Here is a 23155-nt window from a genome sequence, read left to right as displayed (position 1 = left end):
CAGTCGCCCCTTGGCTAATTGACGCTCTGCTATGCGCACCCCTAGGGTCTGACGGAAGTCAGCATTCACCCGGGGAACGTCCAATGTCCGAGCGCGTCAAGGATTTGCACAAGCTTGCTGTCACGGAACAGCCCAGCCGCCGCAACATCCTGGCCTGGGGCGGCCTGCTGAGCGCGACTGCCGCGACCCTGCCGCTGTTCGGCGGCCAAGCCTTCGCCGCCGGCAAGCTCGTGGCCCTGGTCCATACCCAGGCGGCCGGCGATAACGGCCCGATCGACGATATGATCGCGCATCTCAAGGCGCTCGGGAAACAGGATCATTTCCCAATCCGCACCATCTATGCGTCCGACCCTTCGACCTATCAGTCGATCCTGTCGACGCTCGCCGGTGCCGGCGCCGCCGTCATCGTCACCACGTTCAATGAAATGGCGGACCCCATCAAAGCGGTCGCGCCCGGCTACCCCGGCACGAAATTCATCCAGCTCTATGCCGACCCCTTCAAACCGGTCATTCCGAATGTCCGCACGGTCGAATACCAGGCCCATTACGGCATGTTCCTGGCCGGGATCTTCGGTGCCGGCGTCAGCCAGAGCCACAGGCTCGGCTATATCGGCGGCATGAGCCTGCCGGGGTTGAATGCTGACCTCAATGCCATGAAGGCGGGGGCCGACTCCGTCTCCCATACCGTCACCGTGAAGGGAGCCTTCGCCGGGTCCTTCCAGGACCCGACCAAGGGGCGGGAGATCGCGAACCAGCTATTCAGCACGGGGATCGACTTCATCCAGACCGATGGCGCGGCGACGGATGCCGGCGTCATCCGCGCGGCCGGTGAAGGCAGCAACCGCATCGTTAGTGCCGTGTTCCGCACGCAGTTCAAGCTCGGGCCGAAGACCGTCGCCTCCTCCGTGCTGGTCAATTTCGGCCAATCGCTGACCGATCAGGTCTCGGCCGCCGTTTCGGGCAAGTTCATGGCCGGGCATTACGTCAGCACGCTGGCCGATGGCATCATCGACTTCGTGCCCTCCGATCTGTTCATGCAGAACGGCCCGCCGGCCTATGTCCATGCCGCCAAAGCGGCCTGGCCCGCCGTCAATGCGGCCAAGGCCGCCATCATCGCTGGCACGCTGAAGGTTCCCTTCAACACCCAGCTCTGACCGGCTTGCTCTGACACCGATGAGCGCGGCCCTTGCCTGCGATGGGCTGACCATCCGCTTCGGTGCCTTCACGGCCTTGAGCGCGGTCAGCCTGTCCTTCGCCCCCCGCCAGATTCACGCGGTCTGCGGCCAGAACGGCGCGGGCAAGACCACCTTCGCCCGCGCCTGCGCTGGCCTGCTGGCACCTTCAGCCGGCACCATCCAGATCGGGGGCAATCCTCTGCGCGGCGGGCATGTGAAGGATGCCCGTGCGGCCGGGGTCGAGCTTGTGCATCAAAGCTTCGCACTCCCGCCCAGCTTCACGATTGCCGAGGCGATGGAATTCGGCCTGACGGGCAAGCGCGGCGCCGTTTTCACGCGGCGCGGCTTGCAGGCGCGCTGGCGCGGCCATCTGGAAGCCTTGGGGGTCGACGCGAAACCCTCCACCCGCATCCGGGATTTGCCGGTCGAGACCCAACAGGCGGTGGAGATCGCCCGCGCCCTGGCCGGGGACGCCCGGGTGCTGATCCTGGACGAGCCGACCGCCGTGCTGGCGCCGGCGGCAGCGGAAGCGCTGTTCGAACGGCTGAAGCGGCTGCGCGACAGCGGCGTCACCGTCCTGATCATTCTGCATAAGATCCGAGAGGTTCTGGCTGTCGCCGATACCGTTTCGGTCCTGCGCGGCGGCAAGCTGGTCGCCGGTCCGGATGATGCGGCCAGCCTTACTGCCGCGCGCATCGCGACCGCCATCATCGGCCATAGTCCTGCCCCCGCTGGCGATAGCGCCGAAACAGCGGAAGACATCGGCGCGCTGGTCGGCACGGACCTGCCGCACGGCCACCGCCACACGCTGACCGGCCCGCGCAGCGTCGCGGCGCTGACGGGCGTCACCACCCGGCCCGGTGCCGACGGTCAGAGCCTGCAAAACATCACTCTCACCGTCGGTGCCGGGGAAATCCTCGGCATCGCGGGGGTGGAGGGCAACGGCCAGCGCCCTTTGGTCGAAGCGCTGGCCGGTCTTGTGCCGCTGACCGAGGGCAGCGTGACGCTGGACGGCGCGACGGTTACGGACCTGCCGCTCGCCGAGCGGCGGAAGCGCGGATTGCGGATCATTCCCTTCGAACGCAATACCGAAGGGCTCAGCCTATCGAGCCCGCTTTGGGAGAATTTCGCCGCACGCAGCCTGCTGGCGAAATCGGCTTTGTCGCTGATCGATCCGGCGGCCTTACGCCGTGCCGCGCATAAAGCCTTTCAGTCCTGGGACGTGCGCTTCACCAGTGTCGATAACCCCGCGCGCTCCCTGTCCGGCGGCAATGCGCAAAAGGTCATTCTGTCGCGGGAAATGGATGCCGAGGCAAAGCTGATCATCCTGGCGCAGCCGACGCGCGGGCTTGATCTGGGGGCCACCGCCTTCGTCTGGCAGGCGATGCGCGAAACGCGCGACCGCGGCCTGGGGCTGATCCTGATTTCCTCGGACCTTGATGAACTGTTCGATATCAGCGACCGGCTGATCGTCCTGCAGGGCGGACGCATCGCCGGTCAATTCGCGCCGCCCTATGACCTCGGCCGCGTCGGCAGCGCAATGGTGGGGGAGCACTGATGCGCGCGCGCCTGCTGGCCATCATCCGGGCCATTGCCTTCATCGCCCTGGCGCTCATTCTCTGCGGCATCATCTTTGAGGCCTCTGGTTTTTCCGCGCCCGATATGTTCAGCGCCATTCTGGACGGTGCCTTTCTGTCGGACGGCGCGCTGATCCACGACCTGCGCTGGGCCTGCCCGCTATTCGTCTCGGCGACCGGCGTGGTGGTCGCCTTCCGCTGCGGCTATTTCAATGTCGGAACCCAGGGTCAGTTCTATCTGGGCGGTGTTGGTGCGACCGTCGCGGTCGCCCTGCTGCCGGGTCTGCCCGCCGTGATCGTGACCCTGGTCGCCATCCTGGCCGGCATCGGTTTCGGCGCGCTTTGGGCTTTCTGGCCGGGCTGGCTGCGCATCCGCTCGGGCACGGATGAGGTCATCACCACGCTGATGGGCAATTTCATTGCCGGGCTTTTGCTGGTCTGGGTGACCAGCGGCCCGTTGAAGGACCCGTCCGGCAGCGGCCAGGTGACGTCCAGCCCACCGGTCCCCCTGGCCATCCGCCTCAGCACCGATACCGGCGTCTCCGTCTGGATTCTGGCGCTGACGGTGCTGGTGGGTGTCGTCACCTGGGTGCTGGTCAATCGCACGGCCTTCGGTGTCCTCGGCGGTCTCGCGGGGCGCAATCCGGTGATGGTGACATGGCAAGGCGCGCGCCTGTCGCGCCTCGGCCTCGGCGCGTTTCTGTTCAGCGGTGCCACGGCAGGATTGGCGGGTGCGATGGAGGTTCTGGGACCGGACGGGCGATTGGTCAGCGGTTTCTCCCCGGCCCACGGCTTCACCGCCGTGCTCATCGCCCTCGTCGCCAATCTCTCGGTCAGCGGCAGCGTCATCGTCGCCCTGTTTTTCGGCGGCCTTGCCTCGGCGAGCCTCTATCTGCCCGTCATCGCCGGCCTGCCATCGGCCGCGATCGACATGGTCAACGCGGCCATCGCGCTGTTCATCACCTCCCGCGCCATGCCGGGATGGCTGCGCCTGCCAAGGCGGAACCGGTCATGATGGACCTGATCGTCGCGGTGCTGCGCACCGGCACCCCCATGATCTATGTCGCCATGGCCGGTGTGCTGGCCCAGCGCGCCGGTGTCTGGAATCTCGGCCTGGAAGGGCTGATGATCACCGGCGCCTGCGCAAGCGCGGTGATCGCGGAACAGACGGGGTCGGTCGCCCTGGGCCTGCTCGGCGCGGTCGGGTTTTGCGTCCTGCTCTCGGCGCTGCTCTGGCTCGTCATCGAGAAACTGAAGGCGAACCCGATCATCGCGGGACTGGGTTTGACCGGCCTTGGCCTGGGCGGCACGGATTTCGGCATCCAGGCCGTCTATGGCAGCGAAGGGGCGGTTACCGCGCCCGCCGGCATCCCGACGCTGGGCCCGGCCTTCGGCCCCTTCGGCGTGCTGGACGCGCTCGTCCTCGCCATGCCCGTCATGGTCTTCGGCGTCTGGTTCGCCTGTCGCCGCACGCGGTTCGGCCTCAGGCTGACAGCCTCCGGCGAACATCCCTTCGCCGCCCGCAGCGTCGGCGCGGACCCCGCGCGCATGCGCCTGATCGCGCTGCTGCTGGGCGGCGTGCTGGCGGGCCTGGGTGGCGCCGAACTGTCGCTCGGCGGGCTCGATATCTTCAGCGTCGGCATGACGGCGGGTCGCGGCTTCATGGCCTTCTCCGCCGTCATCTTCGGCGCCGGCCATCCGGTGGGGGCAACCTTCGCCGCCCTGTTTTTCGCGCTGGTCGAGTTCCTGGGTATCAAGGCGCAGCTTGTCTTCGGTGAGCACGCCCCGCGCGACTTCGTGCTGATGCTGCCCTATATCGCGACCGTCCTCGGCATCTGGATCAGCGCCCGTCTGCGCGGCGGCGCGCTTCTCAGCGCGATCGAGATGCGCGATGGATAGATCGGCGCTTCTTTCTAAAAAAAGAAGCAAAACTCTTATTCGCTAGGCTTTGCACCATGACCCGACGCGTCATTTTCGACACAGACCCCGGCCAGGATGACGCGATCGCCATCCTGCTCGCCCTCGCCTCCCCGGCCGAGATCAAGGTCGAGGCCATCGTCGCGGTCGCGGGCAATGTGCCGCTCAGCCTGACGTCGAAGAACGCGCGGAAAATCTGCGAATTGGCCGGACGGCCGGATATCCCGGTCTATGCCGGTTGCGCCGGGCCCATGGCCGCCCGCCCGCTGGTGACGGCCGAGCATGTCCATGGCGCGACCGGGCTGAACGGGCCGGACCTGCCCGAACCGAGCATGCCGCTGCAAGCCCAGCACGGCGTCGATTTCCTGGTCGATTATCTGCGCGCGGAACCAGCCTGTGAGATCACGCTTTGCGTGCTAGGGCCGCTGACCAATATCGCCATGGCGCTGATCAAGGCACCGGACATCAAGCCGCGCATCCGTGAGATCGTATTGATGGGCGGCGCGTATTTCGAGGTCGGCAACATCACGCCGACCGCCGAATTCAATATCTATGTCGATCCCGACGCCGCCGCCATCGTGCTGGGCAGCGGCGTTCCTGTCGTCATGCTGCCGCTCGACGTGACCCATCGTGTCTTGACGACACCCGCGCGCCTGGCCGCGATCCGCGCTTTGACAACGAAATCCGCTGCCGCCGCTGCTGCGATGCTCGACTTCTCCGAGAAATTCGACCTGGAGAAATACGGCTCTGACGGCGCCCCGCTGCATGACCCCTGCGTCACCGCCTATCTGATCAAGCCTGCGCTGTTCCAGGGTCGACACATCAATGTCGAAATCGAGACGTCAAGCCCGCTCACCATCGGCATGACGGTCGCGGACTACTGGGGCGTCACGGACCGCCACCCGAACGCGCTTTATATGCGCGATGTCGACGCCCAGGGCTTCTATGATCTTTTGACCGAAAGACTGGCCAAACTTCCCTAACTCCTAGCCCTGAAAGACCGATCATGCGTTATGCGCGCGTCGCGGCGATTGAGGATGCTTACCTCAAAACCGAAATCGACAAGACCGTGTCGCCGCGCGATCACATGTACAATACCGGGCAGGACTGGTATTTCACCGTCGGTCTGGACGGCATTCGCGTCGTTCTGCGCGCGCTGTCCATCAGCACGCTGGGTGAGGTCACGCGCATTCTGGACCTGCCCTGCGGCCATGGCCGGGTGGCGCGCCATCTGCGCGCTGCCTTTCCGCGCGCGGATATTTCCTTCGCCGATATCGATACGGATGGCGCCGATTTCTGCGCCAACCAGTTCCGTGGCACGGCAATCCATTCCCAGCCGGACCTGTCGCAGGTCGCGCTCGGCGACGGCTATGACATCATCTGGATCGGGTCCCTTTTCACCCATGTTGATGAAGCAAGAGCCGAAACCTGGACCCGTCATCTGTGCAAGCGCCTGTCGCCGCGCGGCATCCTTATCGCGACGCTGCACGGCAATTGGAGCAAGGAGGTTCAGCGCAAATACGGCGCCATGATCGGGGATGCCGAATGGCAGCAGATCCTGGCCGGCTACGAAGCGTCCGGCTGGGGCTATGCGCGCTATCCGGGCGAGGATGATTACGGCGTCTCGCTCTGCCGCGCCTCCACCATCATTGCCATGGCAAGCCGGATCGAGGGCGTCCGTATTCTGGGGTACAATGAGCGCGCCTGGGCCGGCAATCATGACGTATTGATGATCGAGCGCCGCGACCGCATGGAAGCCTGGTGACGGATCGCACCTTCGGCAAAACCATGCGCATGCCGGACAAGTTGCGCCTCTATCGCCCTCGGCGCGGCCCCGGTGCCTGCATGAAAGCCAGGCGGTCCTCTTCCAGCACCACCGCCGTCAACCGCCCGCCATAGACCGCCCCGGTATCGATGCCGATGCGATGGGCCCTGATCTCCGGCTGATCCTTCGGCGTATGGCCATGGACGACGACGGCCTCCAGCCGGCCTGGCCAGGATAGAAAGGGCTCGCGGATCCAGACCATGTCATGCGGGTCCTGCTCGGCCAGCGGCACACCGGGCCGCACGCCGGCATGGGCGAAGAAATAACCGCCGGCGCGGAAGAAAATCCGCTCCCCCAGCATCACCGCCATCTGCGCGGGCGGCACGTACCGCGCCCAGTCCTCTGACGGCGCCTTTAGCGGCACGCCCCAATCGGCCAGGCAAGTCTCCCCGCCATTGCGCCGCCATGACGCCGCAACCTCCCCGCCTTGCGCGAAGGCGGCGAGGCAAAGCTCCTCGTGATTGCCGCGCAGGTTAATGAAATCGCCGCCGATGGGCGAACCGCGAGAAATGCGTTCCAACACCGTCGCGCTGTCCGGTCCGCGATCGATCAGATCGCCCATATGGATCACCACTGCCTGCGCCACCGGCCGCGCCGCATAATCCTCGGCGATCTGATCGAGGATCGCGGCATGGGCCGCGACGCAGCCATGAACGTCGCCGATCGCGTAGATGCGCTGACCCGCCGGCAATTGGCCGGGCGCCGGCTGAAAGACAAGTTTCATGTCAGGACCGGTCAGGCGAACGGGTCAAAAACAAGTCCCTATCGGTCGGGAAGGCGCGCATCAGCCAAGCCTTATAAGGTTTATCGCCCAGAGGGCTCGACAGCCGCGCGCTGCCCCGGCACAGGAAGCGGTATGAACACGGTCAGCGTGCAAGCCCTCAGCAAGCGTTACGGCACAACGCTGGCCGTGGACAATATCAGCTTCACGATCAAGACCGGGCAAACGGTTGGTCTGCTGGGTGGCAACGGCGCCGGCAAGACCACGACCATCTCTCTGCTGCTCGGGATTCTGACGCCTTCCGGCGGAAAAATCGACATCCTGGGACATGACATGGATCGCGACCGCTTCGCGGCTCTCGCGCGGATGAATTTTTCCTCACCCTATATCGCCCTGCCCGGCCGCCTGTCAGTGCGCGAAAATCTGACCGTCTACGCGCATCTCTATAACGTCCGCGGCACCCGCCGGAGGATCGCGGAACTGGCCGAGGAACTGGACCTGCACGCCTTTCTGGACCGTCCGGCCGGCGCCCTGTCGGCCGGACAGAAGACGCGCGTGGCGCTGGCCAAATCCCTCATCAACCGGCCCGACGTCCTGCTGCTGGATGAGCCGACGGCGAGCCTGGACCCCGATACCGGCGATCTGGTTCGGAGTTGGCTGGAGCGCTACCGGGCGAGTTCCGGCTGTTCCATGCTGATCGCCTCCCACAATATGGCCGAGGTCGAACGGCTGTGCGACCATGTGCTGATGATGCGAAAGGGCCGTATCGTCGACGAAGGCAGCCCGGACGCGCTGCTGTCCCGCTACGGCCGGGAATCGATGGAGGATGTCTTCCTCGATATCGCGCGCGGACGCGGCTTGGCCGCGCAGGAGAGCGCGTGATGCAGGCCTCTCTCCGTCGCATCTGGGGGCTGATCTATCGCCATCTTTGCCTGTATCGCCGGTCCTGGCCGCGCCTGCTGGAACTGATCTACTGGCCCATTCTGCAGATGTGCATCTGGGGTTTCACGGCGAGCTTCATCTCCGGCCGGGCCTTCGCGGCCCAGGGCAAGGACCACACGCTGATCCTCGCTGCCAGCACGATGCTGGGCGGGGTGCTGCTATGGGAAGTCACGATCCGCAGCCAGATGGGGGTCGCGATCAGCTTCCTGGAGGAAATCTGGTCCCGCAATCTCGGCCATGTCTTCATCAGCCCGCTGCGGCCGTGGGAATTGCTCGCAGGGCTGATCGGCGTCGCCTTCGCGCGCGTCATCGGCGGCGTATTGCCGGCCATCCTCGTGGCCTATCTGCTCTATGCCTTCAATCTTTTTACCATCGGCCCGGTTCTGGTGCTGTTCTTCGCCAATCTGATGATCATGGGTTGGGCCTTCGCGCTCGGCATCGTCTCGCTCATCCTGCGCCATGGCGCCGGGGCCGAAGCCCTGGCCTGGTCGCTGCTCTTTGGTCTGACGCCGCTGGCGGCCGTCTATTACCCGGTCTCGACCCTGCCGGTCTGGCTGCAACCGATCTCGGAAGCCATTCCCGCGACCCATGTTTTCGAGGGCATGCGCCAAGCCCTACTCAATGGTCATGTGTCGTCCATCCACCTGCTGGCTGCCTTCGGCCTCAATGCCGTCTGGCTGCTTCTCGCCAGCCTTCTCTTTTCCAGCCAATTCCGTGCCGCCCGTCAGCGCGGCGCCCTGATTTCGATCGGCGAGTAAGTGCCAGGAGTTTCGATGCTGCCCCAATCCACCCACTTCTGGCTGATCCGCCACGCGCTCGTCGATGCCGAAGCCCGCAAGACGCTGTATGGCACCGCAGACGTGCCGATCTGCGAAAGCACCATGGCGGCGCAGGGGCCGGCCTATGCCGAACTCGGCCGCCGCTTGCCGCAGCCGGCCCGCTGGCTGGTGACGCCGCTCAGCCGCACCCACCGCACCGCACAGGCGATCTTCGCGGCCGGCTATCCGGAACAGAGCTGGACGGTGGACCCCGCCTTCATCGAACAATCCTTCGGCCGGCTGCAAGGATTGGCAGGCACCGACCTGCCGAACCATCTCGCCCTGCCCTCGCATGATTTCTGGCCGATCTCCCACGCCGAACGCCCGGACGGCGGCGAGAGCTTCGAAGAAGTGATCGGACGTGTCGGCGTCGGCCTGGAAGCGCTGGCCCGCGCGCATAAGGGCGAGGATATCGTTATCGTCTGCCATGGCGGCGCCATCCGCGCCGCCATCGCCCATGTTCTGGGCCTGGGGGGCGAGAGCGCGCTGCGCCTCAGCGTCGGCAATATTTCGCTGACGCGACTCGAACAGCGCGGGCAGGCTTGGCGCGTCGTCTCCGCCAATGAAACGGTCGAGGGCGTTCCCGCCCTGTGACTGTCACGAATTTGCCAAAAGCGCCGGCCACAAGGGCAGAGGAATCATATTTTGCCTGAGACGAGACCAGAGAGAGGGACTGCCATCATGACGCTCCGGAATTTCGGCTTTGCGGCCTGCCTGATGGCTTTGGCGCCGGTCCTCTCAGGCTGCGCCATTTCCGGGCAAGGGCCAGCGGCCCAACAGGATGTGGTCGACCGCTCCACCCTCGCCTTGCAGGAAATCCTGAACAGCACGCAGTCGACCAGCACCGTCGATAGCCTGCGCAGCGCCCGTGCCGTGATCATCTGCCCGCAGACCTTCAAGGCCGGATTCATATTCGGCGGTTCCGGTGGCAATTGCGTGCTAATGGCCCGTGCCGCCGGCGGCTCCTGGTCGGACCCCGCCTTCTACACCATCGGGTCGGGCAGTTTCGGCGCGCAGATCGGCATCCAGGACGCGGAAGTCATGATCATGGTCATGAACGACCGTGCGCTCGGCGCCGTCATGCGCAACCGCTTCAAGCTCGGCGGCGATGCTTCGCTCGCCTTCGCGACGGTCGGCGCCGGCGTGGGCGGCGCCACGACCACGCATATGCGCGCCGATATCGTGACCTTCGCGCGGACGCGCGGTCTGTATGCCGGCGTGTCGATCGAAGGGTCGGTGCTCTCGCCCGACACCCAATCCAACCAGGCCTATTACGGCCAGCCCTATAACGCGCCGCAGATCGTGGTGCAGATGATGGCGAACAACCCCGGCGCCAATCCGCTGCGCGCCACACTCAGCCAGTACGGCGGGTAAACCACCGCTATCGTCCTCTGAACGCGTCGTCCCCGGATCAGCTCCGGGGACGACATCCATTTGGTCGGCGGTTACTCCGCCGGCCCGCGCGCCAGCACCCCGCGCCCGGGTGCGGTCAGCGCACTGACGACGCCCGCCCCGACCACATTGATGATCAGCGCCCAGGTCCCGATATTGAGGTCGCGCAGCATCTCGGGTCCGCCCGGCCAAAGGGTCGCGACCGTCGTATTCGTCATGGTGAAATAGATCACGGCGAGGACGCCCAGGATGATGCCGGCGATCGCCCCCTCCCGCGTTACCGGATTGCGCGGCAGCAGGCTCATGATCATGGCCGGGAAAAGCTGCGTCACGAAGGCATAGCCCATCAGCAGCAGCGCCACGATCGTCGCACTGCCGGCGATGGCGCAATAGGCGCCGACGAAGGCCACCACCGGCACCATCGTTTTGGCGAGGCGCACGACGCCCTCCTCCGACACGCGGCCGGGACGGAGGAAGCCGACGAGGTTGCGCGCCAGCAGCGTCGACGCTGTGACCAGGATCAGCGACCCCGGCACCAGCGCCGTCAGCACGCCGGTGCCACCGACGATACCGACGACCCAGGGCGGAAAGCTGGCGACCACGATCTTGAGCAGCGCCATATTGGTCGCCGCCCCCTTCAGACCGGGCAAGACCAGCACGGCCGAAAAGCCCACAAAGAAGATGAACAGCAGCACCAACTGGTAGATCGGCAGGATGATCGCGTTCTTGCGGAAGACGTTCTCGTCCTTCGCCGTGAAACAGGCGGCGAAACTATGCGGCCACATGAAGAAGCCCAGCGCCGTCAGGATGACGGTCGAGACGAACCAGGAGACGCTTTTGCCGCTGGCGGCGAAGGCGAGGAAGCCCGGCTTGGCATGGTCCAGCGCCGTGAACATCGGCGTGATGCCACCCTGGTAATGGAAGGGCAGGTAGATGCCGAGGGCGATCGCCACGATGATGATGAGGATGTCCTTGACGACCGAGGTCCAGGCCGAGCCGCGAATGCCGGACAAGACGACATAGACCGAGACGACGGCCGCCCCGATGATGACGGCCGCATCCTTGGGCACCGCGCCATAGCTCGCCGTCTGCACGATGACGGCGAGGCCGGTGAATTGCAGGACCAGATAAGGGATCAGCGCCACGATGCCGACGACTGCCACCAGCAGGCCGAGGGCCGGGCTGCCGTATTTGGCGGCAAAGAAATCGGGCTGGGAGATCAGCTGCCTTTCCCGCGCATAGCGCCAGACGGGCGGCAGCATGAAATAGGCCATGACATAGCCGATCGTGCCATAGGCCAGGATGTAATAGGCCGGCGCGCCATAGCCGTAAGCCCAGCCCGAGGCGCCGAGGAAGGTGAAGGTCGTGTAGATTTCACCGGCCAGAAGGATGAAGACCAGGATGGCGCCGAAGCCGCGGCTGCCGACGGTCCATTCCTCCAGCTTCATCGCATGGCCGCGACGGGCGGCAAGACCCAGGCCCAGCGCCAGCAGGACCGAAAGGGTAATCAGAATAAGGGCTGCGTTCATCGGCGGTTAATCTCCGCCTTTGACGCCGCCCGCGCCGGATCGAGCGCGTAGATGATCGCCATGGTGACGGAGGTGAGCACGACCCAGATGACCATCCAGCCCAGCAGGAAGGGCAAGCCGAGGATGAAGGGCGTCGCACTATTGTGAATGACCGGGCCCAGTAACAGGCCCAGGATCGGCAGAATTGCCAGATAACCAATATGTTTCATCGATGCCCCCATGTGGTTTGAGCAAGCATCGGAAATTCTGGGGTCTGCCACGCTATTGACGCAAGTCTTTTATATGACAGCGGAGGTGCGGGCTGGTGCCGTCTGGCCAGATCGCACTCAGCGCGATCACAGCATATCGCGCAGCCGGTAGTAGCTGGTCGCCAGCAGCAGCGCCGGCACCCGAAGCGCGCGGCCGCCGGGAAAACGCGCCTGGGGAATGCGGCTGAAAACATCGAACCGCCCGGCCTGCCCGGCGGCTGCCTCCGCCAGCACCCGCCCCGCGAGCCCGGCCAGCGCCACGCCATGCCCGGAAAACCCTTGTGCCATCAGGATGTTCGGCGCCAACCGCCCGAAATGCGGCGCCCGATGGCGGGTGATGTCGACCAGTCCACCCCAGGCGAATTCCGCCCGCGCACCGGCCAGTTGCGGAAACACCGCCCTGGCCCGCGCCAGCATCACCGCCCCCAGCCGCGGCGGCGGCACGGCGGAATAGGAGACGCGACCGCCGAACAGCAGACGATTGTCCGCCGAGCGCCGGAAGTAATCGAGCACGAAGTTAAGATCGGCCACCGCCTCGTTCCGCGGCAGCAGATCGGCCACATCATCGCGCGGTTCGGTCGCGACGATATAGGTGCCGACCGGCATGACGTAACCTGCCACCTGCGGCCAGACGCGGCCGAGATAGGCGCCACCGACAACCAATACGGTCTTTGCCGTCACTGTGCCGCGGGGCGTGCGCAAGCGAACGAAGGCCCCTTCCTCGATCGCCGTCACCGGCGTGCGGCTGACTATCTTTGCCCCCGCCGTCTGGGCAGCGAGGCCCAGGCCCAGCGTATAATTCAGCGGATGCAGATGGGCGGCCATCGGCTCCGTCAGAAGGGCAAGATACCGGGTGCTCGCGATATGCGCGCCCATGTCGGCGCCACGGACGAGCTTGGCGCCATCGACGCCGAGCTTCGCCAGCGCCTCGGCTTCCTCCTCCAACTCCGCCACATGCCGGTGCTTGATGGCGGCATAGAAATAACCCGGCGTATAATCGGCCGGAATGGCATGCGCGCGGATACGCGCCTCCACCAGTTTTGTCGCTTCAACCGACATGTTCCAGAGCAAGCGAGCATCTTCGGCGCCGACCATGCGGGCAAGCTTGTGCTGGGCGATCGCATAGCCCGGCAGCACCTGCCCGCCATTGCGCCCGGACGCACCCCATCCGATGTCGCGTGCCTCCAACAGCGCGACGCCGACGCCGCGTTCCGCAAGCTCCAAAGCGGCGGAACAGCCCGTGATGCCGCCACCGATAATGGCGACATCGACGGTGATATCGCCGTCCAGCGGCGTTGTATTGAGGTCAACGGCCCGCGTTGCCTCGTAGTAACTGGGGGCCGGCGCCTCCCCCTTTTCGGCCGGCGCCGAAATCATACGTTCAGAAGCAGATGTTCACGTTCCCAGGAGCTGATGACCTGAAGATAGGTCTCGTATTCAAGCTTTTTGACCGCGACCAGAACCTCGATCATCTTCTCGCCGAGGATGTCTTTCAGCGGCTCGCATGCTTCCATCATGTCGAGTGCGTGGCTGAGTTCGCGCGGCAGCGCATAGGGCATGGAATAGGCCGAGCCTTCGTAAGGCGCGGTCGGTTCCAACTCATTCACCATGCCGAGATAGCCGCAGGCGAGTGTCGCCGCGAAAGCGAGATAAGGATTAGCGTCCGCGCCCGGCACGCGATTTTCGACGCGCATGGCGGAGGGCGAGCCGTACGGCACGCGCAAGCCGCAGGTGCGGTTGTCGTAACCCCATTCCAGATTGATCGGCGCGTTGGAAAAACGCGAGAGCCGGCGATAGGAATTCACATTCGGCGCCAGGATCGGCATCACGGCCGGCGTGTATTTCTGCAGCCCCGCCAGATAGTTGCGGAAAAGTTTGCTGGCCTTGCCGTCCTCACCCGCGAATAGATTTTGTTTCGTAACGGGATCGATGATGCTCTGATGCACATGCATCGCGCTGCCCGGCTCACGGCTCATCGGCTTGGCCATGAAGGTCGCGTAAATCTCATGCCGCAGGGCCACTTCACGCACGGTGCGCTTGAACAGAAAGACCTGGTCGGCGCGGGTCAGCGGCTCGCCGTGCAGGAAGTTGATCTCCACCTGCCCGGCCCCTTCCTCATGAATGAGGGTGTCGAGGTCCAACTCCTGCGCTTCGCAGAAATCGTACATTTCCTCGAACAGCGGATCGAATTCGTTGACGGCATCGACGGAATAGGACTGCCGTCCCGTTTCCTGCCGGCCGGACCGGCCGATCGGTGGCGACAGCGGATAATCCGGGTCGGTATTGCGGCCGACGAGATAGAATTCCAGTTCCGGCGCCAGGATCGGCTCCCAGCCCTTATCCTCATAAAGCTTCAGCACGCGCTGCAGCACCTGACGCGGCGCCATCGGTACCGGATCGCCATTCTTATAGTGGCAGTCATGGATAATCTGCGCCGTCGGTTCGCGCGCCCAAGGCACAAGACGCACCGTGCTGGCATCCGCGCGCAGCGTAATATCGATAATCGCCGGATCGGTCAGCCGGTCATCCTCGTCCGGCGGATATTCCCCCGTCACGGATTGGATGAAAATCGCCTCCGGCAGGCGCAGCGCGCCGCCGTTGAGGAATTTCTGGGCCGGTGTAATCTTGCCACGCGGAATGCCCGTGATATCGGGCACAAGACATTCCACTTCAGTGACATGATGTTCCGAAAACCATTCGCGCAGATCGATCATGATTGTCTCCTCTGTCTGAAAGCTCAGTCGCCAGGCGCGCATTCATGAAATTGGGGGCGCGCCATCTGCCATGCAGGTCGAATGGAACTGCCCCCTAGGGAGGGCCGGACACAGGACGGCAGAGAAGACTGCGTTCAGCGAGAGACAGTGACTGGCTGTCGAGGCGAGACAAGGGAAAACTCCTGTTCGCCGCAAATCTCGCACATCGCCCCCCGGGACATCAAGCGACAAGCTTGTGCGAAGCGGTGCGGCGATCGTCGCGCGGGTGGCTTCCAGCGCCCGCGCTGGCGCCCTATCCTGCCCGCCACAGTGATCAGGAGCGAAGCATGACCGGCACGAATGACGACAGCCATATCCTCTCGGGCGATGTCAAAGCGACCATTCTCGCCCAAGGGGCGGAACTCGCCTCGCTGAAAGGCCCGGACGGCCATGAATATATGTGGCAGGCGGGCCCAGCCTGGCCGCGACATTCCCCGGTTCTGTTCCCCAATGTCGGCCGGCTGACGAACGACACCTATAGCTATGACGGGCAGAGCTACCGGCTGACGCAGCACGGTTTTGCCCGCGACCGCCGCTTCACCTGGGTATCGCGCAGCGCCACCCATTGCACCTTGCGCCTGGTGGATGATGCCGAAAGCCGGGCCATCTACCCCTATGCCTTCCGCCTGGACCTGACCTATGAACTGCGCGGCAGCGCGCTGACGCTGCGCTATACCTTGACCAATACCGGCGATGTCACCCTGCCGGCCTCTATCGGCGCGCATCCCGCCTTCGTCTGGCCGATCCTGCCTGGTGTGCCGAAGACGGATCACGAGCTGCGCTTCGCCCGCGACGAAAAGGCGCCCATCCATGGCGTGAAAGGCGGGCTGCTGACGAAAGCGACCCATCCCTCCCCCGTCAGCGACCGCGTCATCAAGCTGAATACCGACCTTTTCGCTGATGACGCGCTGGTCTTCAGCAATCTCGAAAGCCGTTCGGTCTGTTTCTCGGGCCATGGCACGCCGGCCCTCGAAGTCTCCTGGGAAGGGTTCGAGCAGCTCGGCATCTGGACCAAGCCGGGCGGATCGGGCGATTTCCTCTGCATCGAGCCCTGGCACGGCTATGCCAGCCCCGAGGGTTTCACCGGCGACCTGACGGAAAAGCCGGGCATGATGCTGCTGCCGCCCAAAACCGACCGCGAGCTGCAATGGACGGTTCGTCTCATCGCCGACAAGACGTCCTGATCGGGCAAGGTTCTAAAAATAGAAGCACCCAACCTCTCCGCGTCGTCCCCGGGCTTGTTCCGGGGACCCATCGTCTCAAGCCACCAGGATCGCGATAACCCCCTTTTGACCAAATTTGGTCAAAATAGATTGCACGCGGCGTCGGAGCCTTCTAAGCTCACCTGAATAAGGGAAACGCCGCGCTTCCTATCCGGGCGCGCCAATAATAAGCCGGTCAAGATGGAACATTTCTGTCGCGCACCCATTGTGACTTTATCGGAAGCGACGCCGTGAGTGCGGGCTTCATCATCGGGCTGGATTTCGGCACGCTCTCGGCACGCGGCGTGCTGATCGATGCCGCGACGGGCGTGCAGCAGGCCATCAGCACGGCAGCCTATCGTCATGGCGTGATGACGACGCATCTTGCGAACGGGCGCCGCCTGCCGCAGCATTATGCTTTGCAGGACGCGGCCGATTACCGTGAAGCCGCCGAGAGCGTCTTGCGCGACCTCGGGCAAGGCCGCAAAATCCTCAGCATCGGTCTCGACTTTACGGCGAGTTCTCCGCTGCCCACGCGCGCGGACGGCACGCCGCTATCTGCGCTGCATCCAGATGATCCCCATGCCTATGTGAAGCTGTGGAAACACGCGGCTGCCCAGCCCTATGCCGATGCGATCAATGCGCGGGGCGGCGACTTTCTCGCCGCCTGCGGCGGTCGTCTGTCGGGCGAATGGATGCTGGCCAAGGCCGCGCAACTGGCCGAGGAAGCGCCTGATCTCTGGGCTGAGACAGATAAATTCATCGAAGCCGGGGATTGGATGACCTGGCAATTAACCGGGGTCGAGCGTCGCAGTCAGGATTTCGCTGCCTATAAGGCGCAGTACCGGCCCGGTATCGGCTATCCCGCCGATGTCGTCCTGGGCCTCGCCGCGCGGCTGGCGCCGCCCGCGACTGTCGGCACCGCAGTGGGTCCGCTGAACGCCGCCTGGCGCAGCCGCACCGGCATCGAAGGACCCGCGATCGTCAGCGTCGCCGTCATCGATTCTCATGTCGTGCTGCCGGCCGTCGGCGCCGTGCGGCCGGGCGCCTGGGTCGGCGCGCTTGGCACCTCGGCCGCCTATCTGTTGCTGGAAGACAAGCCGCTGCCTTTGCCGCCGGGGCTGGAAGCCATGGCCCAGGGCGCGGTTCTGCCTGAGTTCTGGTGTTACGAGGCCGGGCAAGCCGGTTTCGGCGATATGCTTGCCTGGTTCGTCAATACTTTCCCGCGCGACGCGGACCCAGCCCGCAACTTCGCGCTGTATAATGACGAGGCGGCGACACTCAGCCCCGGCGCAAACCATCTTGTGACGCTCGATTGGTGGAGCGGCAATCGCGTGCCTTATGCCGATTCCGGGTTGAGCGGTCTCATCGCCGGTTTCACCATGGGAACGACGGCCGCCGGGATCTATCGCGGATTGCTGGAAAGCCTGTGCTACGGCGCGCATGTCATCATGGACCGGCTCACGCAAAGCGGGCTCGATATTGCCGAGATCCTGCTGACCAGCGGCCTCGCACATAACAACCCGCTGCTGATCCAGATCATGGCCGATGTGCTGGGGCGGGAGATTACCGTGCCGGCGCTGGCCAATCCCACCTCCGTCGGTGCCGCCATTCACGGCGCGGTCGCGGGCCAGATCGTGACCGGCTTCGCGGATGGCGCCGCGCGTTTCGGCGCCACGGATGGCCAGCACTACAATCCTGACGACCAAAGGCACAAAGCCTATCAAGCCATCTATCGCAGCTATCTTGACCTCGCCGAGACCAGTGCGGTGCGTGATACGCTGCGCGGTCTGAACCATCATCAACATACCAGCCTGACGGTGCCCGGCTATGACGCGCGCTGACGACAGCACCGCCGCCAGCGGCCTCGGTCTTGTTCTGTCACGCGTCGCGGACGGCACGGCGCAGTCCCGCGCGGAACTCGTCTCCGTCACCGGCTTTTCCCGCACCACGGTCGGGCAGTATCTGACACAGCTTTTCGCGGCAGGCCTTGTGGAGGAAGCGCCGGAGGGCATGCGGCGCGGGGGCGGTCGCCCGTCGCGCCTGCTGCGCTTGGCGCCCGACGCGGCCGTGGTCCTGGCGGCCGATATCGGGGAAACCCACGCAAGGCTGGCGGTGACGGATCTTACCCCCGCCATTCTCGCGGAAAACACCATCGCGATCGACTTGAAGGACGGGCCGATCATCGTGCTCGCACAGCTGGCGGATGCCTATCGCGCGCTATTGCGGACGCTCAGGCAAAACGCCCGCGATGTGCTCGGCATCGGTCTCGGACTTCCTGCCCCGGTCGATCACGCCGGCGGGCGCATCGTCGGCCCTTCTGTCATGCCGGGCTGGGATGATTTCGACATCTGCGGATGCTTGACCACACATCTGGGTGTGCCTGTATTGGTCGAGAATGACGTCAACCTGATGACGCTGTCGGAATTTCGCGCCTTCTGGCCGGACGCCGCACAATTCCTGTTCGTCAAAGCCGGCACCGGCATCGGTAGCGGCATCGTGACGGACGGCAGGCTTTATCGCGGCGCGCAGGGTGCGGCCGGGGATATCGGCCATATGCAGTTGGACCGCACGGGCGGTCCCCTTTGTCGCTGCGGCAAGCAGGGCTGTCTGGAAGCGCATGCCGCCGGCTGGGCCGTTGCGCGCGATCTGCGCGCGGAGGGGCTGTTGGCGCAGACGGCGCGCGATGTCCTTCGGCTGATGCAGGCGGGCAATAGCGCGACCGCTTTGCGCCTGCATGAAGCCGGCCTGGTGCTGGGTGATGCGGTCGCCAATACCGTGAGCGTGCTCAACCCCAGCGCCATCGTCATCGGCGGCATGTTGGCGGAAGCGGGGGAGACGCTGATATCGGGCATCCGCAGTCGCGTGCAGGAACGATCCCTGCCGCTGGCCTTCCGGCATCTCAGCATTCAGCGCGCACGCAGCGGATCGGATGCCGGCTTGCTGGGTGCCGCGCGTCTGGTGATCGACACGCGCCTGCAGCCGCGCCATGCGGACGCGACCATCGCGGCTCATTCCCGCTTCAAACCCGGCAGTCGCACAAGGCCGCAAAAGCTTCGCCTCGTGTAACCGCCGGGCAGAACAGCCGCAGCGACCGTTGGGCCAGGTGCTGCGGATATCATAACGAGCCCGAGGAAACGCATCGATGTTGAAATCCCTTCTGGCCGGCGGCGTGGCTCTGCTCGCCCTCGCGGCCCTTACCCCCCAGGCTTCCGCCAAGGACCTCACCGGTCTTGGCATCACGGTCGGCTCGCTCGGCAATCCCTATTACGTGGCGCTGGCCAAGGGTGCGGCGGCGGAAGCAAAAAAGATCAATCCCAATGCACAGGTGACGTCGGTATCGGCCGACTACGATCTCAACAAACAATTCAACCAGATCGATAATTTCATCGCCAAGGGCGTGTCGATGATCCTGGTCACGGCATCCGACCAGAACGCCATCCTGCCGGCGGTGAAGCGCGCCCAGGCGGCCGGCATCGTCGTCATCGGCGTCGATGTGAACGCCATGGGCGCGGATGCCGTTGTGCAGACCAATAACGTTCAGGCCGGCGAAATATCCTGCCAGTATCTGGCCGACAAGATCGGGCACAAGGGCAATGTCATCATCGAAAACGGTGTCCAGGTCTCGGCCGTTATTGACCGCGTGGACGGCTGCAAATCTGTTTTCGCCAAATATCCGGATATCAAGGTCCTGAGCGACAACGAGAACGCGCAAGGGTCACGCGACGGCGGCTTCGCCATCGGCCAGGGCTATTTCGTGCGCTTCCCCGAGATCGACGCGATCTTCGCGGTGAACGATCCGCAGGCCATCGGCACGGAGCTGGCGGCCAAGCAGGCGCATCGCGACAATATCGTCATCACCTCGGTTGATGGCGCACCGGACATCGTGGCCGAGCTCAAGACCAAGGGCACCATCAAGGCCTCTGCCTCGCAGGACCCTTATACGATGGGTGAGATCGGCGTGAAGACCGGCTTCGACATCATGAACGGCCATGCGCCGGCCCAGCGCATCACGCTGATGGCACCCAAGCTGATCACGCAGGACAATGTCGACAGCTATGTCGGCTGGACGCAGCATTGAGATAGGTTGCCTGCTTAAATGGGTAGGTCCCCGGAACAAGTCCGGGGATGACTCATCTATAACTGTTATCCGCGCACGTGTTGCGCGGACCTACCCGACGCAGCGCGCGAAAACCGTCAAAACTGCACGCCGCGCGTCAATGCGCCGTCCACCACCAGATTGGTGCCGGTGATGAAACTCGCCGCCGGGCTCGCCAGAAACACGACGGCGCGCGCGATCTCTTCCGGCCGACCCATGCGCCCGGTCGGGTTCAGCGCCATCGCTTCCTTGAAAAGATCGGGCATGGTCTGCTCGATCTTTTCCCACACGCCACCAGGGAAATAGGTATTGCCGGGCGAGACGCTATTGGCGCGAATGTTTTTGGGCGCCAGCTGAAACGCCAGGCCTTGCGCGTAATGGATCAGCGCGGCCTTGAAGGCGCCGTAAGGGCCGGCGGCGAAATCGACCTCCCTACCCGAGACGCTCGAAATCACCACGATTGAGGCGGCGTCGGATTTTTCCAGCCAGGGCATGGCGGCATCGACCAGGCTGACGCTGCCCATGATGTCGGTCTCGAACCCTGCCTTCCAGGCAGACGCGTCACGGCTGACGGCCAGCGCGCTGACATTGGGCACCACGATATCGATCCCGCCCAAAGCCTGGGCGGAAGCCGCCACCCAAGCGGCGAGCGCCGCCGTGTCCGACACATCCAGCGCCTGACCGAAATTGCCGTCGCCCAGGTCCGCGACCGCCTGCGTCACCTCAGCCGGATTGCGCGCGCAGATGGAGACGCGCGCCCCCTCGGCCACCAGCATATCGGCTATCGCCCGGCCGATGCCTTTGGTGCCACCCGTGACCAGCGCTGTCTTGCCTGCGAGACCGAGATCCATCGCCCTATCCTCCCTTTGCCGAAACTGCGCCGAACCATGCAATCGGGCGGCCAGCGCAGGATGATGGCTAGAGAGGTCAGGCAACCTCGGCCGGTGTCGGCGGCAGGGTCAGAACCGGCGGACGCGGCCGGCGGCGGCTGCGCGCCCGCTCCTGCTCCACAAGCCTGTCCATGCAGGCGCGAACCTGGGCCGGGTCATAGCGCCGCTCCAACTGCCGGATCGCGAAATGCACCCGCGCCATCTGCTGGTAATAATCCATGAAAGCGTAGTTCAGCGCGCCGCCCGTCGCGGCCCCCACCACCGGCACGATGCGGGTCAGGAATTTCTGCGTGAAGGCGATGCCGAGCAGCGTCGCGATCCGCCGCAGAAAGCCGTCAATGGCAAGCCGGCTGAGCGCCGCGCGCGCCGCCCAATAGCCCGCCTGCCCGTCTGACCCGTCCCGATGCTCGCTGAGCGCGAAAACCTCCAGGCAGGCGCGGCGGCCTTCGGCCGTCGTCGGGTCCTCGCCATAGCTCCGCGCGATGCCGGCGATGGAGCGGAGCATGAGGCCGGTGGTGAGCGGAATATCGACGATCATGCCGGGCGCGCCCATGAAGCCGGTCGCCGCCCCGCTGACCGTGCTGATCAGCTTATGCCGCCGCCCGGCGGAGGTCGCCGCCATTTCCTCGGCAAGGGCGACCGTATCCATGCCGCGCGTCGCCGCGTCATAAAGCCGGTCGAGGCTGAGTTCGACGATCTTGCGGGCGCTGAAAGCACTGTTATTGAGCAGAAAGCGGCCGGCGGCGTTCATCAGCCCTTCGGTCTGGTCGCCGACGAAACTGCCCAGGCGGAAGGCGAGGCCCTTCTCCGCCACCAGAATGCGGGCAGCGTCGCGCATCATCGCCAGATCCTCGGGGGCCAGACCCGCGCAGGCATTGCCCAGCCCCTCAGCCGGATCAGGATCAGAACCGGCCGTCGGCGCATCGGACCAGATATCGCTCGCAATCGTCATGGCATCATCCCCCACTCCCCCTCATGTAGGATGCAACGCCGCAAAAGCGAGCCCCGCCAGCGTCGGGCAGCGCCCCTATGCCCGCGGTCGCCACATAGTCCCCATCTCGGTTAAGGGATCATGACAGGCTGACCTCGAAACCTGCCGCGAATTCACCGGAAATCAAAATCGTCAGCGCAGCGCGCAGGCTTTCCGATTGTGCAGCGCCGAAAAGAGAATCGAAGCGGTGCTGGGCCTGTTCCCATAGCGCATCCGATTCGATCAGCTTGGCCTGACCGATGGGCGTCAGACGGATCAGCCGCGCGCGCCGGTCATTCGGGTCGATGCCGATCGCCAGATAACCGTCCCGCTCCAGCGGTTTCAGCGTATGGGCCAGCGCCCCGGCATCCATCACCAGCGCGGCCGCCAATTGGCCGAGCGTCGCGGGTTCCGACCGCCGCAACTCGCCCAATATCGCCCGCTGCGTCGTCTTCAGCCCGCAGGGTGCCAGCGCCACATCATAGAGTTGAGAGATCCGGCGGGAGGCCTTGCGCAAGCTGGTGCAACTGCAACGGTGGCGCTGATCCTGCCCCCCGGCATCATCCCTGTTTGCACGCATGCGCCTCTCCCACCACCGTCTTGACTCTGATTATCAGCATATGCAGATATAGGTCAATTATCCGCATATGCTGATAATTTCGAGCCAAAGCTTGTTCGTAAGGGGATGGAAGAATGCCGCTCGTTCGGATCGATCTGCGTCGTGGCAAGGACAGCGCTTACCGGCAAAATATCGGCCGCGTGGTCTATGACGCGCTGCTCAGCGTCGGCGTGCCCGAGAAGGACCGCTTTCAGATCGTCAGCGAGCACGACGCCGGCGATTTTCTATTCGATGCGGATTATCTCGGCATCCAGCGCAGCGATGATCTGGTGATCATCCAGATCACCTGGAACGAAGGCCGCACCACGGCGCAGAAACAGGCGCTGTTCAAGGCGATTGCCGAGGGTCTGCATGAAACGGTCGGGCTGCGGCGGGAGGATGTCTTCATCAGCCTCGTCGAAGTGAAGCGGGAGAACTGGTCCTTCGGCAATGGTATTGCGCAATACGCGGTCTGACCGGCCGGACAGCCTTTGGGACA

The 23155-nt window shown here is 64.6% G+C and carries 23 protein-coding genes; 15 read left to right on the top strand and 8 right to left on the bottom strand.

Annotation, left to right across the window (positions count from 1 at the left end; all coding sequences use genetic code 11):
- Positions 1-83: 83 nt before the first annotated feature.
- From ACELLULO517_RS21465 to ACELLULO517_RS21440, 6 genes are read left to right on the top strand one after another with little or no spacing between them, the layout of a single operon-like run.
- The gene (locus ACELLULO517_RS21465) at positions 84-1154 is read left to right on the top strand and encodes a BMP family ABC transporter substrate-binding protein (RefSeq protein WP_227309475.1); all 1071 of its coding nucleotides are present in this window, start codon (positions 84-86) and stop codon (positions 1152-1154) included.
- Between the two features lie 19 nt (positions 1155-1173).
- Positions 1174-2733, top strand: coding sequence for an ABC transporter ATP-binding protein (locus tag ACELLULO517_RS21460; RefSeq protein ID WP_227309474.1), 1560 nt, complete (start codon positions 1174-1176; stop codon positions 2731-2733).
- Complete coding sequence (locus ACELLULO517_RS21455) at positions 2733-3767, top strand: ABC transporter permease (protein ID WP_227309473.1); 1035 nt, start codon at positions 2733-2735, stop codon at positions 3765-3767. The genes ACELLULO517_RS21460 and ACELLULO517_RS21455 overlap by 1 nt, the downstream gene beginning before the upstream one ends.
- The gene (locus ACELLULO517_RS21450) at positions 3764-4651 is read left to right on the top strand and encodes an ABC transporter permease (protein WP_227309472.1); all 888 of its coding nucleotides are present in this window, start codon (positions 3764-3766) and stop codon (positions 4649-4651) included. Before ACELLULO517_RS21455 ends, ACELLULO517_RS21450 begins: the two co-directional genes overlap by 4 nt.
- A gap of 56 nt (positions 4652-4707) precedes the next feature.
- The gene (locus ACELLULO517_RS21445) at positions 4708-5652 is read left to right on the top strand and encodes a nucleoside hydrolase (protein WP_227309471.1); all 945 of its coding nucleotides are present in this window, start codon (positions 4708-4710) and stop codon (positions 5650-5652) included.
- A 23-nt stretch (positions 5653-5675) separates the two neighbouring features.
- Positions 5676-6434 carry a class I SAM-dependent methyltransferase gene (locus ACELLULO517_RS21440; protein WP_227309470.1) on the top strand — a complete coding sequence of 253 codons (759 nt, stop codon included), beginning with the start codon at positions 5676-5678 and terminating at the stop codon, positions 6432-6434.
- Positions 6435-6483: 49 nt separating this feature from the next.
- On the opposite strand, the gene ACELLULO517_RS21435 is transcribed toward ACELLULO517_RS21440, so the two are convergent.
- Complete coding sequence (locus tag ACELLULO517_RS21435; RefSeq protein WP_227309469.1) at positions 6484-7218, bottom strand: metallophosphoesterase family protein; 735 nt, start codon at positions 7216-7218, stop codon at positions 6484-6486.
- A gap of 132 nt (positions 7219-7350) precedes the next feature.
- On the opposite strand from ACELLULO517_RS21435, the gene ACELLULO517_RS21430 reads away from it, so the two are divergent.
- The 4 genes from ACELLULO517_RS21430 to ACELLULO517_RS21415 all read left to right on the top strand — a co-directional run bounded on the left by ACELLULO517_RS21430 (position 7351) and on the right by ACELLULO517_RS21415 (position 10349).
- Complete coding sequence (locus ACELLULO517_RS21430; protein WP_227309468.1) at positions 7351-8097, top strand: ABC transporter ATP-binding protein; 747 nt, start codon at positions 7351-7353, stop codon at positions 8095-8097.
- Positions 8097-8915: an ABC transporter permease gene (locus ACELLULO517_RS21425; RefSeq protein ID WP_227309467.1), complete on the top strand. Its 819-nt coding sequence runs from the start codon at positions 8097-8099 to the stop codon at positions 8913-8915. The genes ACELLULO517_RS21430 and ACELLULO517_RS21425 overlap by 1 nt, the downstream gene beginning before the upstream one ends.
- 15 nt (positions 8916-8930) lie before the next feature.
- On the top strand, positions 8931-9569 hold the full coding sequence (locus ACELLULO517_RS21420; RefSeq protein ID WP_227309466.1) for a histidine phosphatase family protein: 639 nt from the start codon (positions 8931-8933) through the stop codon (positions 9567-9569).
- Between the two features lie 87 nt (positions 9570-9656).
- Complete coding sequence (locus tag ACELLULO517_RS21415) at positions 9657-10349, top strand: lipid-binding SYLF domain-containing protein (protein ID WP_227309465.1); 693 nt, start codon at positions 9657-9659, stop codon at positions 10347-10349.
- 71 nt (positions 10350-10420) lie between these two features.
- Here the strand turns inward: ACELLULO517_RS21415 and ACELLULO517_RS21410 are convergent, their stop codons facing one another.
- From ACELLULO517_RS21410 to ACELLULO517_RS21395, 4 genes are all read right to left on the bottom strand, one after another.
- The gene (locus ACELLULO517_RS21410) at positions 10421-11896 is read right to left on the bottom strand and encodes a sodium:solute symporter family protein (protein ID WP_227309464.1); all 1476 of its coding nucleotides are present in this window, start codon (positions 11894-11896) and stop codon (positions 10421-10423) included.
- Entirely contained in the window at positions 11893-12105 is a 213-nt protein-coding gene (locus ACELLULO517_RS21405; protein WP_227309463.1) for a DUF3311 domain-containing protein, read from the bottom strand. The genes ACELLULO517_RS21410 and ACELLULO517_RS21405 overlap by 4 nt, the downstream gene beginning before the upstream one ends.
- Before the next feature lie 126 nt (positions 12106-12231).
- A complete protein-coding gene (locus ACELLULO517_RS21400; RefSeq protein ID WP_227309462.1) occupies positions 12232-13521 on the bottom strand; it encodes an NAD(P)/FAD-dependent oxidoreductase in 1290 nt (429 codons plus the stop codon).
- Positions 13518-14858: a glutamine synthetase family protein gene (locus ACELLULO517_RS21395; protein WP_227309461.1), complete on the bottom strand. Its 1341-nt coding sequence runs from the start codon at positions 14856-14858 to the stop codon at positions 13518-13520. Before ACELLULO517_RS21395 ends, ACELLULO517_RS21400 begins: the two co-directional genes overlap by 4 nt.
- 326 nt (positions 14859-15184) lie before the next feature.
- On the opposite strand from ACELLULO517_RS21395, the gene ACELLULO517_RS21390 reads away from it, so the two are divergent.
- The 4 genes from ACELLULO517_RS21390 to ACELLULO517_RS21375 all read left to right on the top strand — a co-directional run bounded on the left by ACELLULO517_RS21390 (position 15185) and on the right by ACELLULO517_RS21375 (position 20180).
- Positions 15185-16081: an aldose 1-epimerase family protein gene (locus ACELLULO517_RS21390; protein ID WP_227309460.1), complete on the top strand. Its 897-nt coding sequence runs from the start codon at positions 15185-15187 to the stop codon at positions 16079-16081.
- 269 nt (positions 16082-16350) lie between these two features.
- Positions 16351-17943: an FGGY-family carbohydrate kinase gene (locus tag ACELLULO517_RS21385; RefSeq protein WP_227309459.1), complete on the top strand. Its 1593-nt coding sequence runs from the start codon at positions 16351-16353 to the stop codon at positions 17941-17943.
- Complete coding sequence (locus ACELLULO517_RS21380; RefSeq protein ID WP_227309458.1) at positions 17930-19168, top strand: ROK family transcriptional regulator; 1239 nt, start codon at positions 17930-17932, stop codon at positions 19166-19168. The genes ACELLULO517_RS21385 and ACELLULO517_RS21380 overlap by 14 nt, the downstream gene beginning before the upstream one ends.
- Positions 19169-19244: 76 nt before the next feature.
- Complete coding sequence (locus tag ACELLULO517_RS21375) at positions 19245-20180, top strand: ABC transporter substrate-binding protein (RefSeq protein ID WP_227309457.1); 936 nt, start codon at positions 19245-19247, stop codon at positions 20178-20180.
- Positions 20181-20296: 116 nt separating this feature from the next.
- Here ACELLULO517_RS21375 and ACELLULO517_RS21370 read toward each other — a convergent pair whose 3' ends face one another.
- The 3 genes from ACELLULO517_RS21370 to ACELLULO517_RS21360 form a co-directional block, all read right to left on the bottom strand.
- Complete coding sequence (locus ACELLULO517_RS21370) at positions 20297-21049, bottom strand: SDR family NAD(P)-dependent oxidoreductase (RefSeq protein WP_227309456.1); 753 nt, start codon at positions 21047-21049, stop codon at positions 20297-20299.
- A 76-nt stretch (positions 21050-21125) separates the two neighbouring features.
- Positions 21126-22040 (bottom strand): EcsC family protein, encoded by a 915-nt coding sequence (locus tag ACELLULO517_RS21365; protein WP_227309455.1) that lies wholly within the window; start codon positions 22038-22040, stop codon positions 21126-21128.
- Positions 22041-22158: 118 nt separating this feature from the next.
- Complete coding sequence (locus tag ACELLULO517_RS21360) at positions 22159-22638, bottom strand: MarR family winged helix-turn-helix transcriptional regulator (protein WP_227309454.1); 480 nt, start codon at positions 22636-22638, stop codon at positions 22159-22161.
- Positions 22639-22751: 113 nt separating this feature from the next.
- On the opposite strand from ACELLULO517_RS21360, the gene ACELLULO517_RS21355 reads away from it, so the two are divergent.
- Entirely contained in the window at positions 22752-23132 is a 381-nt protein-coding gene (locus ACELLULO517_RS21355) for a tautomerase family protein (protein WP_227309453.1), read from the top strand.
- Positions 23133-23155: the final 23 nt, after the last annotated feature.

Origin of the sequence: Acidisoma cellulosilyticum (assembly GCF_020621385.1) — a bacterium.
In the GTDB taxonomy this organism is placed as follows: domain Bacteria; phylum Pseudomonadota; class Alphaproteobacteria; order Acetobacterales; family Acetobacteraceae; genus Acidisoma; species Acidisoma cellulosilyticum.
Note: the sequence above shows the minus strand (reverse complement) of the source record. Positions and strands in the feature narration are given on the sequence as shown.